The 13,763-nt window shown below is 38.9% G+C and carries 12 protein-coding genes, 1 tRNA gene and 1 rRNA gene; 5 read left to right on the top strand and 9 right to left on the bottom strand.

The genetic code is table 11. The annotated features are described in order from the left end of the window. Positions 1-40: 40 nt before the first annotated feature. The 6 genes from MP622_RS05520 to ftsY all read right to left on the bottom strand — a co-directional run bounded on the left by MP622_RS05520 (position 41) and on the right by ftsY (position 5,836). A tRNA-Ile gene (locus MP622_RS05520) sits at positions 41-117 on the bottom strand. 61 nt (positions 118-178) lie between these two features. Then, positions 179-1,715: ribosomal RNA gene (locus MP622_RS05515) — 16S ribosomal RNA — on the bottom strand. Positions 1,716-2,179: 464 nt separating this feature from the next. Continuing rightward, on the bottom strand, positions 2,180-2,848 hold the full coding sequence (locus MP622_RS05510; protein ID WP_243793470.1) for a DUF2057 family protein: 669 nt from the start codon (positions 2,846-2,848) through the stop codon (positions 2,180-2,182). Positions 2,849-3,099: 251 nt separating this feature from the next. Further along, complete coding sequence (locus MP622_RS05505; protein ID WP_243792905.1) at positions 3,100-3,693, bottom strand: nitroreductase family protein; 594 nt, start codon at positions 3,691-3,693, stop codon at positions 3,100-3,102. 180 nt (positions 3,694-3,873) lie between these two features. After that, on the bottom strand, positions 3,874-4,560 hold the full coding sequence (locus MP622_RS05500; protein ID WP_243792903.1) for a nitroreductase family protein: 687 nt from the start codon (positions 4,558-4,560) through the stop codon (positions 3,874-3,876). A gap of 172 nt (positions 4,561-4,732) precedes the next feature. Beyond that, complete coding sequence (gene ftsY, locus MP622_RS05495) at positions 4,733-5,836, bottom strand: signal recognition particle-docking protein FtsY (protein ID WP_243792901.1); 1,104 nt, start codon at positions 5,834-5,836, stop codon at positions 4,733-4,735. Positions 5,837-6,127: 291 nt separating this feature from the next. On the opposite strand from ftsY, the gene MP622_RS05490 reads away from it, so the two are divergent. Together MP622_RS05490 and MP622_RS05485 are read left to right on the top strand one after the other, a co-directional pair. Further along, the gene (locus tag MP622_RS05490; protein ID WP_243793469.1) at positions 6,128-7,396 is read left to right on the top strand and encodes a pitrilysin family protein; all 1,269 of its coding nucleotides are present in this window, start codon (positions 6,128-6,130) and stop codon (positions 7,394-7,396) included. Positions 7,397-7,411: 15 nt separating this feature from the next. Continuing rightward, the gene (locus tag MP622_RS05485) at positions 7,412-8,995 is read left to right on the top strand and encodes a pitrilysin family protein (protein ID WP_243792899.1); all 1,584 of its coding nucleotides are present in this window, start codon (positions 7,412-7,414) and stop codon (positions 8,993-8,995) included. Between the two features lie 335 nt (positions 8,996-9,330). On the opposite strand, the gene MP622_RS05480 is transcribed toward MP622_RS05485, so the two are convergent. Then, complete coding sequence (locus MP622_RS05480; RefSeq protein WP_016166269.1) at positions 9,331-9,693, bottom strand: hypothetical protein; 363 nt, start codon at positions 9,691-9,693, stop codon at positions 9,331-9,333. 219 nt (positions 9,694-9,912) lie between these two features. On the opposite strand from MP622_RS05480, the gene MP622_RS05475 reads away from it, so the two are divergent. The 3 genes from MP622_RS05475 to MP622_RS05465 all read left to right on the top strand — a co-directional run bounded on the left by MP622_RS05475 (position 9,913) and on the right by MP622_RS05465 (position 11,227). Continuing rightward, entirely contained in the window at positions 9,913-10,146 is a 234-nt protein-coding gene (locus MP622_RS05475; RefSeq protein ID WP_016166270.1) for a hypothetical protein, read from the top strand. A gap of 135 nt (positions 10,147-10,281) precedes the next feature. Further along, positions 10,282-10,656, top strand: a complete 375-nt coding sequence (locus MP622_RS05470) for a DUF2750 domain-containing protein (protein ID WP_035302455.1) — start codon at positions 10,282-10,284, stop codon at positions 10,654-10,656. A 139-nt stretch (positions 10,657-10,795) separates the two neighbouring features. Continuing rightward, complete coding sequence (locus MP622_RS05465; protein WP_016166273.1) at positions 10,796-11,227, top strand: CBS domain-containing protein; 432 nt, start codon at positions 10,796-10,798, stop codon at positions 11,225-11,227. A 60-nt stretch (positions 11,228-11,287) separates the two neighbouring features. Here the strand turns inward: MP622_RS05465 and trpB are convergent, their stop codons facing one another. Both trpB and MP622_RS05455 read right to left on the bottom strand, forming a co-directional pair. Further along, positions 11,288-12,496 (bottom strand): tryptophan synthase subunit beta, encoded by a 1,209-nt coding sequence (trpB, locus tag MP622_RS05460; protein WP_016166274.1) that lies wholly within the window; start codon positions 12,494-12,496, stop codon positions 11,288-11,290. Between the two features lie 69 nt (positions 12,497-12,565). Continuing rightward, the gene (locus MP622_RS05455) at positions 12,566-13,753 is read right to left on the bottom strand and encodes a VWA domain-containing protein (protein WP_243792897.1); all 1,188 of its coding nucleotides are present in this window, start codon (positions 13,751-13,753) and stop codon (positions 12,566-12,568) included. Positions 13,754-13,763: the final 10 nt, after the last annotated feature.

The following is a 13,763-nucleotide window of genomic DNA, read 5'->3' as shown; positions in this document are numbered from 1 at the left end:
AATAAGTCAATGTTTCTGATCTTCCGTACTTCGTCAGTAGTGGTGGGTCTGACAAGACTTGAACTTGTGACCCCACGCTTATCAAGCGTGTGCTCTAACCAACTGAGCTACAGACCCTCAGATACATCGTCATGAAGAACAACTTGTTGTGGATTCTTACCAATCGTCAATCTTTCGTTAAGGAGGTGATCCAGCCGCAGGTTCCCCTACGGCTACCTTGTTACGACTTCACCCCAGTCATCGGCCACACCGTGGTAACCGCCCTCTTTGCAGTTAGGCTAGCTACTTCTGGTGCAACAAACTCCCATGGTGTGACGGGCGGTGTGTACAAGGCCCGGGAACGTATTCACCGCGGCATTCTGATCCGCGATTACTAGCGATTCCGACTTCATGGAGTCGAGTTGCAGACTCCAATCCGGACTACGATCGGCTTTTTGAGATTAGCATCCTATCGCTAGGTAGCAACCCTTTGTACCGACCATTGTAGCACGTGTGTAGCCCTGGTCGTAAGGGCCATGATGACTTGACGTCGTCCCCGCCTTCCTCCAGTTTGTCACTGGCAGTATCCTTAAAGTTCCCACCCGAAGTGCTGGCAAATAAGGAAAAGGGTTGCGCTCGTTGCGGGACTTAACCCAACATCTCACGACACGAGCTGACGACAGCCATGCAGCACCTGTATGTAAGTTCCCGAAGGCACCAATCCATCTCTGGAAAGTTCTTACTATGTCAAGACCAGGTAAGGTTCTTCGCGTTGCATCGAATTAAACCACATGCTCCACCGCTTGTGCGGGCCCCCGTCAATTCATTTGAGTTTTAGTCTTGCGACCGTACTCCCCAGGCGGTCTACTTATCGCGTTAGCTGCGCCACTAAAGCCTCAAAGGCCCCAACGGCTAGTAGACATCGTTTACGGCATGGACTACCAGGGTATCTAATCCTGTTTGCTCCCCATGCTTTCGTACCTCAGCGTCAGTATTAGGCCAGATGGCTGCCTTCGCCATCGGTATTCCTCCAGATCTCTACGCATTTCACCGCTACACCTGGAATTCTACCATCCTCTCCCATACTCTAGCTGACCAGTATCGAATGCAATTCCTAAGTTAAGCTCAGGGATTTCACATCCGACTTAATCAGCCGCCTACGCACGCTTTACGCCCAGTAAATCCGATTAACGCTCGCACCCTCTGTATTACCGCGGCTGCTGGCACAGAGTTAGCCGGTGCTTATTCTGCGAGTAACGTCCACTCATCAAGGGTATTAACCTTAAGAGCCTCCTCCTCGCTTAAAGTGCTTTACAACCAAAAGGCCTTCTTCACACACGCGGCATGGCTGGATCAGGCTTCCGCCCATTGTCCAATATTCCCCACTGCTGCCTCCCGTAGGAGTCTGGGCCGTGTCTCAGTCCCAGTGTGGCGGATCATCCTCTCAGACCCGCTACAGATCGTCGCCTTGGTAGGCCTTTACCCCACCAACTAGCTAATCCGACTTAGGCTCATCTATTAGCGCAAGGTCCGAAGATCCCCTGCTTTCCCCCGTAGGGCGTATGCGGTATTAGCATTCCTTTCGGAATGTTGTCCCCCACTAATAGGCAGATTCCTAAGCATTACTCACCCGTCCGCCGCTAAGCTAAGGTGCAAGCACCCTCGCTCCGCTCGACTTGCATGTGTTAAGCCTGCCGCCAGCGTTCAATCTGAGCCATGATCAAACTCTTCAGTTTAAAATCAATAGTGCTTTATTCTAAACACCAAATCTGGCTCATCAATTTTCTGACATTAATTTCTCAAATAAACTTCGAGTAATTTCTACCATCAATCAATGAAAATAATTTCGATCAATCAATCAGTAAAAATCCACACAAGTTGTTCTTCATAATCTCTTAATGATCTACCCAATACCTCGTCAGTATTAGATGCTGGACTCAATATACTCAACAACTCAGTGCTTCGCACTTCGTTCGTTTCCGTCTATCTCGTCGGTATGGGGTGCATTCTATACGGTTTTATTTTCAGTGCAAGCCAATTTTATAAATAATTATAAAATATGCAACCAAGCGATCAATATTCACCCTAATTGAACATTTATAGCACTAAATTTAAAGTCTGAGTACACTTTCCATAGGTTTTGATACACAAAAAACTTAGTCCATAACAGATGTGCTAAGTTTTTGTGCTGCGATGTGATCTAGTTTGCTTGTGTGGCGAGCCAGCTCATAAATTTTTGACGTTCTGTTTTATCTGCTTTTTTCCATAACTCAATTAATTGTTGATCTACAGCTATAGCATTTGATTTTGCATTCGTAGCAATTTGTTGAGTCGAAGATTGTGGGTTCACAGGTTGTGTATATACAGCTGGTGGCTGATTAGCAGGCTTAGCATTTTTTTGTGTTAAATCTAAAGCCCCTCCAAACATGCTTCGACTTAACCATGGTTTCTGTTCTGTATTCGCACCAGTTTGCTGAACCAATACTTGCTGTTTTTTATCAAAAAGTGCAATTGTCGGTTGCTGTGCGTATTTTTTTGCATCTTCAAACGTTTTTGGAGCATTGATTAAAGCTAATTTATAGGTTTCATTATCCTGAAGGCTTGGTGTTTTCAAAGTAACGACACCTGATTTTACGATATCGTGCTCACCAGACATATGCTCAAAGTATTGAATGTAACGAACACTAATGTCTGAGCTGCCTGCATCTAATTTATAGACGTTACTTTCTGAACGAAATAAACCTGTATTCACTTCTTGATCGTTTACTGCAAGGATCTTGATTTCTTCTGGAGCTGTAATTGTAACCGCTGAAAATACTGAACTACTTACTATTAATGCCGCTGTAGCAAATGTTAAACGTAAAACCATTTTGCCTTCTCTTGATTCATTGTTAAATTTTAGTTGCACTATGCAATTTATAAATGACAATTTTATGACAAAGTCATTTTTGAAATGCAATCGTTTTCTTGAACTTATTTTTATATGCTTTACACAATAGAAGATATTGGCATTTGGTCGAGAAAACGTTTATTTCACTAAATTTCTGTATACGTGATTATTGTTATTGGAACATTTTGTGATACCGCAACCATCAATATAGATAGTTGCGGCTAAAACATTTAGTTAAATGTTTTAAAACGAATATTATCTTCTAGATATGTTTTTTCGCCAGCAGGAGCTTCGATTGAACCTAATACTAATTGGGCGCGTAGTTTCCAATTGCTTGGAATGTCAAAAGTTGCCGCAACTTCAGCATCAACCACTGGGTTATAGTGTTGTAAAGATGCCCCAATGTTATGTTCAGCCAATATTGTCCAAACTGCATATTGGGCGATTGCTGATGAATGCTCCGACCATACTGGAAAGTTATCTGCATAGAGAGCAAATTGCTCTTGCAAGGATTTAACGACATCTTGGTCTTCATAAAAAAGAACCGTAGCGTAACCTGCTGAAAAGCTATCTATTTTTTTACTCGTATTCTCAAAAGCTTCTGCTGGAACCATTTTACGCAAAGTTTCACGTACAATTTCCCAGAACTTATGATGTGATTGACCAAATAAGCTAACAACACGTGAGGTTTGAGAGTTAAATGCAGAAGGACTTTCACGTACAGCATCTTTAATAAGCTGTTCAACTTCCGTTTGTTGCAGATTTACATTTTTTCCGATTGCATAAATTGTACGGCGTTTTTTCATATGCTCTAAGAATGCCATTATTATTTCCTCATTCATTGGTTCGTTAAATAGAGATTTATATCTCAATTGACTTAGGAATATCATAAGTCCTTTGTAAATTATATAAAGACCTATGGTTGTGACAGTCTGTCTTATATTTAGAACGTTCAAAGCATAACAAAATTTGCTTCATTAAAGCCTAAACGGAATTGTCACTCTTTATTTAAAAACTAAAAATTCTGCTTCTTTATTGGTAGCTTCTAGATGTTCAGCATCTTGTTCAACAGAACCAAATACCAATTGAGTTTGCAATTTCCATTTTGTGCTTATTTTTAAGTATTGCATAACCTTGTAATCAATTGATGGGTTGTAATAATTAAAGTTTGCTCCTATTCCTATTTCTGCCAAAGCCATCCAAACCGCATACTGCGCCATTCCTGAACTCTGTTGTGACCACAATGGTAATTCTGCCGAGTTTAAAGGGGAATTCTTTTGCAAGTTTTCAATGACTGTTTGATCTTCAAAGAATAAAACCGTCCCATAAGCCGCACTACATTTTTGAATTTTTGTTACCGTTGCAGAAAATAAATGTTCTGGTATTTGAGTTTTTTGAATCTCTTGTACTAAATTCCAGAAATCCTTATGTGCTTTTGAAAATAAAATAACGATACGTGTAGTTTTCATGTTCAATGCAGATGGACAATTTAGAACCGCTGCCTGAATTAAATCGATTAAGTATGCTTGATCATGTGCTACGCGCTTGCCTAATTGTTGTATACAGCGACGTTGTTGTAATTGTAGTAGATAACTAGACTCTCTTGAATCCGTTTCATTTTTTCTATTAAAAATTAAGTCTGTTGTAATTTCAGTCGTTAGCACTTGGCTAAGTTTATCTAATAGTGCCATTGATTACCCCATAAAACCGAATATACATATTTTTTTTAAGGGTTTTATTTTAACGCTAAATTTTCGGGAAAAAACTATTTATCGTAAATAAACTGTTCTCTTTTAAATCAAATAGATACCCTAAAAAAGACAAACTCCGCATTTTGCGGAGTTTGTGTGAAATACACTACTTTTATTTTTCCGTTTCAAACAATGCAGCTACAAATGATTTTGCAGAGAATGGTCGTAAATCATCAATTTTTTCACCTACACCAATAAAGCGAATTGGAACATGTGTACGACTTGCAATATTAAATAGAACTCCACCTTTTGCCGTTCCATCTAATTTAGTGATCGTAATACCTGTAAGACCAACAGCCTCATCAAACAGTTCTACTTGGTTAATCGCATTCTGGCCCGTTCCTGCGTCGACCACCAACATAATTTCATGTGGCGCTGTAGCATCAATTTTTTGCATAACACGTTTAACTTTCGTCAACTCTTGCATTAAATGGCTTTTGTTATGTAAACGCCCAGCCGTATCAGCAATTAGAACATCTACCCCTTTTGCACGTGCACTTTCAAAAGCATCAAAAATAACAGAGGCACTATCTGCTCCATGACCTTGGGCAACGACAGCGATATTGTTACGCTCCCCCCAAATTTGTAATTGCTCAGTCGCTGCTGCACGGAAAGTATCCCCTGCGGCAAGCATGACTTTCTTACCCTCACCTTGCAAACGCTTAGCCAATTTACCAATAGTGGTGGTTTTACCTACACCATTTACGCCCACAACCAAAATTACAAATGGATTTTTATTTGGATCAATATGTAAGGGCTTAACACGTGGAGCCAACAAACTTACCAATTCTTGCTGTAATGCTTTATACAAAGAATGTGAGTAAATTAAATCACCACGCGCAGTACGCTCTGTTAAATTCGCGATAATTGTTTTGGTCGCATCTACACCAATATCTGCAACTAAAAGCTGCTCTTCAACTTCTTCGAGTAGTTCGTCATCAATTTCTTTACCGCCGATCAAAATATTGACCATACCATCAGCAAAGTTTTTACGGGTTTTGGTTAACCCTTCTTTCATTCGGCTAAAAAAGCCGCCTGTTGGCTTTTCGGTAGTTTGCTCATCAGAATCTTTTTGAACTGGTGTAACAATTTCTTCAGCTTTTGGCGTCTCAATAATAGGCACATTTACCGCAGGTAAACTTGGTAAAGTTACATCATCATCCCCAATATCAGCATCAATCAAAAATTTATTTTGCCCAGTAGATTGTTGTTGCATGCCGAATCCTTTGAAAAGCAGCGTGTTAAAAGTTAATAATTTTAGCATAAAAGATAAGGATTTTCTTTATCTTGCCGTAGCCTGTAAATCAGCTACAAAAAGCTACACCCTTATATTGCATTTATGCGTGATTTTCTTAAAAATGAATTTAAATACCAAGGTCTGTGAGTTCCTTAAGTGTTTGGCAAAAATAATAATAAGCACCTAGAAAAACCGTCTATATTACTAGGTATATTACTTTTTATTTGTCCAATTTATTGCTCTCCTGTTTACGCAAAACCCCAAAACAATCTGACTCATTCAATCTCAAAATATACTTTAGACAATGGCCTGAAAGTAATAATTCGTGAAGACCATCGTTCACCTATGGTCATGACACAAATTTGGTATGCCGTTGGCAGTAGTGATGAATCAGGAAATCAGCTTGGTATTTCACACGCTTTAGAACATATGATGTTTAAAGGCACAACCCGAGTACCTAATGATGAATTTACCCGCCTAAGCCGTCTCTACGGTGGCAGCGTGAACGCAGCAACTTTTACCAACTACACCAATTATTATCAGCTCTACCAAAAAGATTTTTTAGCTTTAGCATTGGAAGTAGAAGCTGATCGGATGAGTAATTTACTGCTCAGACAACAAGATTTTGATACTGAAATTAAAGTCGTCATGGAAGAGCGACGTCAAAGAACCGATGATAATCCACGTGCCCTTGCATCGGAACGGTTTAGATGGATTTCTTATCCAACCAGTCATTATAGACAGCCTGTAATTGGCTATATGAAAAATCTCAACACTTTACAATTAAATGATCTCAAAAAATGGTATGAAGACTGGTACGCTCCCAATAATGCTATTTTAGTTATTGTTGGTGATATAGATACAAAACAAACGCTTCATCAAGTAAAACAATACTTTTCTTCAATTCCAGCAAAGACACTCCCCCAAAGAAATGATGTTCAAGAACATACAAATATTGGCTATCGCTACATGGAGGTTAAACTTCCCGTACAAGTACCAAATCTCTTTTTCGCTTGGAATGTTCACTCCTTAGCCACTGCGCAAAATCCACAAGATGTCTATGCGTTGGTGATGATCAAAAATATATTGGATAGCGGAATAACTTCACGTCTACAAAATAATTTAGTCCGTAAACAGAAGTTAGCAACATCGGTTAGTGTATCTTATGATCCATATAATCGTGGCGATAGTCTGTTTAGTGTTACAGCTCTACCTGTTGAAGGAATTTCACTTGAGGAGATTGAAAAAGCCTTATTGGCTGAAATTGAAAATCTTAAAAACACCCCAGTCTCTAATGATGAACTGAATCGTGTAGTGACACGATATATGGCTGATTTGATTTATAGTCAAGATGATATAGCTGGACAAGCTCGAATGATTGGAACATTGGAAGTAAATGGATTGAGCTATCAATTAATTGATCAATTACAACAACACTATGAATCAGTTACCCCCGAAGATATTCAACGCGTAGCGAATACCTATTTCAACCAAAACAATTTAAGCAACATGCATATTCTCCCTGATCAGAAAAAATAACCAATGGAGAAGAAAATGTGGAAATTTCATTTATGTATTATCAGCTCTTTTTTATGTCCACCTGCTAGTTTTGCCGAGGTTGCACCAAGCACGCAATCAACAAATGAGTTCAAATCAATTACTCAGCTACAAAGCCTCAAAAATATTCAGGAAAACCCACATCAAACCGCACCTTTCGTACATGAATTGAATAATCGCTTTCATGTTCGATCACTGTTTGTAGAATCTCCAACTCTACCCATGGTGGATATTCAACTGACATTTAATGCAGGTTCAGCACGTGACTCGGAAATAGGATCTAATCTTTATGGTTTGTCCAACATGGTGGCACAGCTAATAGATGAAGGAACCAGCAACTATACGGCGGAAGAAATTATTTCTACTTTCGAAAGTGTTGGAGCAAAATTCAGCGTAGCGTCATATCGAGATATGTTTATTATCAAATTAAGAACCTTATCTGACCCAGAAAAGTTACAACCAGCAGTGGCAATGATGCTTGACATGTTGAATCATTCAACCTTTCAGACACCAAGTATCGATTTAATGCTCAGTAATAGAGCAGTGGGGCAAAAACAATTAAAAGAAAATCCAGAGCGTATGAAAAATATTGTTTTTTATCGCACTTTATATGGGAAACACCCTTATGCCGAACCGATTACAGGAACTCAAGCCAGCATTAAACGCATTACGCCTGAAAATTTGATCGAGTTCCGCAAGCAATTTTTAGTACGTAATAATTTGAACATTGCAATTACTGGTCAATTAAATCCAAAAGAAGCATTAAAACTGTCTGAAAAAATAGCCAAGCAATTACCCGCAGGAAACAAGGCTAATGCCCTTCCAACCCCCAATATTCGTACAGATTTTAACATTCGGCATATCCCTTATGCTTCAAGCCAAGCACATATTATTATGGGTGAAATTGGAACGACTCGTGATGATCCTGATTATTTAGCGCTACTACTTGCCAATCGTATATTCGGCACAGGTGGATTCAATTCTATATTAAGCCAAGAACTACGCGTAAAACGCGGACTAACCTATGGTGCTTATAGTAATTTTAGTTTTATGCAAGTCGCTGGTCCTTTTAGCTTAGGCTATTCTACTGAGCAAGAACATTTATTAGAAAGCATTCAAATTGCACATCAAGCCTTAGTCAATTTCATCCATACTCCGATTGATAAACAACAGCTTGAACAAGCAAAATTGGGCATGATACGAGCTTTTCCAAATCACTATAGTAGCAATGCCGCGATTAATGCTCAGTTAGGTGCTATTGGTTTTTATCATTTACCTGCTAATTATTTAGACTACTACACTGAAGAATTAAGTAAAGTTACCGCTACTCAAGTACAAGGTGCTATTCAAAAGCATTTACATCCAGATCGATTAACGATCATTATTTTTAGCAAAAAATTAGATAAATCTGCCTTAGAGCAAATTCTACAAAATAATTTAAATGACAATGAAAAACTCATTCCAAACGAAGCAGCACGACCAAAATTCAACGAAGCGTCTCGTCCGCCAAAGGAGGAAGCTCCTGCGCCTGATTTTTCTCCACATGATACGCCCGCATCAGTTTTAGGTAATGACCAATAGTAATCTGATGCTTATACAAAAGCTGATCTGCCATATCTTGAGTAGAAGGATAATAAGCTTGTCGAGATAACTGCTTGATTTGATGATATTGCTCTGGTGTGACAGGTCTAAATAATGCAAAAGTGGCCAAAAAAAGAATTGCCCCAATAATCAGCAAGACCAAGAAATAATATAAATTCTCTAATTTGAATTGATTTAAAAAATGAATAATTTTTTGCTTTGCGCTATGCATACACTACCTCGAATGAGTAGGTAGAGTAGGTTGACAACAATAGAATCTCAAGTTTATTTGCCCAGTCTTAACCTCAACTGGCTAAAAATGGGCAAATTCTGTCTTAAGCACTGGTAATATTACGGACTACAGCAAAATAAAGGATAAAAGCAATTAACGCTAATGCCAGTACAATGGTAAATACGCCTACACCATGTTCTGCATCTGCAGGATGTAAGTCCTCATCATCAGCAATTCTACGCAGCTCCCCATCATACATTTTATAAAATTCAACTCGCTGTTGCGGCTCTAATGTTCGTGTAAAATCATAAACACGTTTACGTTGAGCTAAACAATATTCCCCCAAATGAATCTCATTATGAAAAACAGCTTCATCTAACTGTTGACGATGATAATGAGCCAATTCAATAATTTTTTCCGCATTGAGTGGCAAATCAAAAGTAAAACCATCTATTGTATTTGTCATATTATTCTCCTTTTAATTACAGTATCCTGTAGTTCCATCTTAATAAAAAAACTTTTTGACTATTGTTTAATCATGTAACTTGAATTTATTTAGACTACCCCCACATCTTATTTGACTTTTCACTTAATCTGTAATATTAGTTTAATAATACTTAGTTAAATTAGTATGAAGACTATAAAAGTCGAGCTGTGCAATCATAATTACAATAAGGAGTTATCTATGATTCAACAAATTTCTCATCATGAGTTAGAACATGTGTATGCTAATGCGGTAAACACAATTCAATCGCAAATGAACTTTTCAGAAGCAGTTTTACAGTTGGAAGATGCTGCCCGTGCAGGTCATGGTAAAGCAGCAATGTTTTTAGCTGAACTTTATTACCAAGGTTTTCGTGTAGAACGTGATTCTCTTAAAGCTCAGTACTGGCAGAAAATGGCCACAATGCAAGCATAATGAAACGTCACTTAGGTGGCGTTTTTTTTGGGCTTTATTTAAAAAAATATTTACTTACGATTTTTCGCAAAGCTTACACTGAAATTTAACATGATATTTTTACAATAACCCATGACTTCACAAAGTTTGTCCAATATGAAACAAATTAGTCAATTACAACCGATCGCGAAAGACTTATTTTTTAAAATTACTGTTCTTAAATCCATGATGTACTGCGGTGTGTTGTGGGGTTTATATAATGAAGGCTGGGCAATCATGTCCGACCAAGATGATTTTATTTTTCCATTCTGGATGAATAGCGCTCAAGCATATAAATACGCAGAGGTACATTGGCCGAGCTATACACCTCGCAAGATTACCCCTACCGATTTTCAAAAATCGTTGCTTCCAACTTTAACTCGACTCAAAGTCATTCCTGCGCTATGTAATTCTTCTAGTCAAAAATTTAAACTCACCACTCAGCAAATGCGACATTTTTTCTTTGCTGATGTGCAATTACAGCCCGCTTAAAGCAAATTAAATTAGGTGTTTACACTTAACACCTAATTTTTTTAATTTTATGCAATTTATGACTGCTTAGGTATTTGCATTTTGCATATTTCAAGTTAAGTTAAAAGTCAAACAATAAACAACATCAGAGATGAATAATATGACTAAAGTTGTACAAGTCCTTCAAGATAAATCCGAACAGTCAGTTTTTACAATTCGTCCAGATTCAACCGTATTTGAAGCCATTACACTTATGGCAGACAAAGGTATTGGTGCTTTAGTGGTAACACAGGACGAAAAAGTCGTTGGTATTATTTCCGAACGTGATTACACGCGTAAAGTTGCATTAATGGAACGCACTTCATTTACAACCAATGTCAGTGAAATTATGACGGCCACTGTATTGACCGTAACAACCAGCACCAGTATAGAAGACTGCCTGGAGTTAATGACTGTTCGCCACCTACGCCACTTGCCTGTGGTTGAGAATGAACGACTGATTGGCTTAATTTCAATTGGTGACTTGGTAAAAGCAGCGATGGCAGATCAGAAAAACTTGATTGAGCAATTGCAGCAATATATCTCTGGCTAATCAAATATCAGCCCATATAGAAAAAAGGTCAGCGCTTGCTGACCTTTTTAAGTGTACGTTTTAATTGAGACCAAGTTTATCTGCAACATAATCAGAATCTTTATCACCACGACCTGATAAATTCACCACAATTTTCACATCTTTAGGTAATTTAGGTGCTTCTCGTAATGCCCATGCGACTGCATGTGAGCTTTCTAGTGCAGGTACAATCCCTTCAACACGCGACAAAGTCATAAACGCATCTAAACACTCTTGATCGGTTGCTGTTGTATATTCAACACGCCCTAAATCTTTAAGAAAGCTGTGTTGTGGTCCTACACCAGGATAGTCCAAACCAGAAGCAATTGAATGTACAGGTAAAGGCTCACCTTGTTCATCTTCCAGCACATAACATGCCATACCATGAATTTGACTTGGTTTACCTAAAGTTAAAGTTGCAGAATGCATTGCTGTATCTAATCCATGACCAGCAGGCTCAACACCCACTAATTTCACCTCAGGATCATTTAAGAATGCAGTAAATGCACCAATTGCATTGGAGCCACCACCTACACAAGCCACAACATAATCAGGACTTTGCCCAAATCGGTCTTGGGCTTGCACTTTAATTTCTTTACCAATAATACTTTGAAAATCACGCACCATTTTCGGAAATGGATGCGGACCAACAACCGAACCAATCGCATAAATATAATTTTTTGGATCGTTTAAATATTCTTCAAAAGCACTGTCTACTGCATCTTTAAGGGTCGCGGTCCCACGTGTGACCGAAACCAGTTTCGCCCCGAGAATCTTCATTTTCACAACATTTGGATGTTCTTTCTCAATATCCACCTGTCCCATATGAATTTCACAAGGAATTCCAACTAAAGCACAGGCTGTCGCCAAAGCCACGCCATGTTGCCCCGCGCCTGTTTCCGCGATGACTTTAGTCTTTCCCATGTACTTAGCAAGTAATGCTTCACCAAGACAATGGTTAATTTTATGAGCACCTGTATGGTTCAAATCTTCACGTTTTAAATAAATTTGCGCGCCGCCCAATTGCTCAGACAAACGTTTCGCGTGAAATAAAGGGCTAGGACGACCTACATAGTTTGCAAATAAGTCCGCCAACTCATTTTGAAATTCTGACGTATGACGAATTTCTTCATATGCCAAGTTAATTTCATCCATTGCTTCTTTAAGATGCGGAGGAATAAACTGACCACCATAAGGCCCAAAGAAACCTTCGGCATTTGGTAAATCTACCCCATTAATTTGATGATTCATCGCTTATCCCCCCTTTATCACATTTATTATTTATCAAATATTTAATACTTACTTAGAAACATAAAATATTTAACGTGCTAAGTATTTGGTTAAATCCTCTACCCCTTTTAAGGTCATCGGATACATATGCTGCTCAAAAATCTGTTTGATTGCACCAATGGTCTGCGTGTAATGCCAATAATTTTCTTCTTCAGGATTTAGCCAAGCCGTTTTATCAAAATGCTGACGTAACCGATGTAGCCACACCTGCCCCGACTCATCATTCATATATTCGACCGAGCCTCCAACCGAATTAAGCTCATAAGGTGCCATACTTGCATCACCAACAACAATTACACGATAGTCTCGCCCATAAGTATTGAATAAATCCCATGTGTTCATGCGTGTATTTGAGCGACGTACATTATCTTTCCAAACATAGTCATACAAACAATTATGGAAATAGAAATACTCGAGTGTTTTAAATTCTGTTTTGGCTGCACTAAATAATTTCTCACATTGTGCAATATGAGAATCCATTGAGCCACCCACATCAAACAACATCAAGACTTTAACGCGGTTACGACGTTCAGGCACCAATTGAACATCTAAAATACCCTGCTTTGCTGTTTCTTTGATGGTGCCATCAATGTCTAGTTCTTCGGCTGCACCTTGGCGAGCAAACTTACGCAAACGGCGTAATGCCAATTGCATTTGACGTGTCCCCAAAATCTGCTCATCATCCAAATTTCGGTATTTGCGCTGTTCCCAAACCTTTACCGCAGACCGCTTTCGACTTGGACCACCAATACGCACACCTTCAGGATGGTCTCCATAAGCACCAAAAGGAGATGTTCCTCCCGTACCAATCATTCGATTGCCACCTTGATGCTTTTTATGTTGTTCGCGTAATCGCTCTTCCAATATTTTCATCAATTCTTCGAGAGAACCTGCTTTTTTAAGTTCTTCACGCTGCTCTGGCGTAAGGTGCTTTTCTAATAATTCTAAATCAAACCAATCTTTGGGTAACTGCTGAACTTGATTGAGTAACTCATCCAAGTCAAATGTTGAAATACCATCGAAATAGTCCTTCATACCCCGATCAAATTTATCGAAGAAACGCTCATCTTTCACCATAATGGTTTTAGCAAGCTGATAAAACTCTTCTTGATCGGCAAATACTAAGCCTGATGCAACCGCCTCATTCAGATCAATGAGCTCTCGTGTAGATACAGGCACACCATATTTGCGTAAGGTATAAAACAAGCGCACAAACATGCGTGTTTCT

The organism is Acinetobacter sp. PK01 (assembly GCF_022819285.1).
Lineage (GTDB): Bacteria > Pseudomonadota > Gammaproteobacteria > Pseudomonadales > Moraxellaceae > Acinetobacter > Acinetobacter tandoii.
The sequence above is the reverse complement of the archived record's forward strand: the minus strand, read 5'-3'. Positions and strand labels throughout refer to the sequence as shown.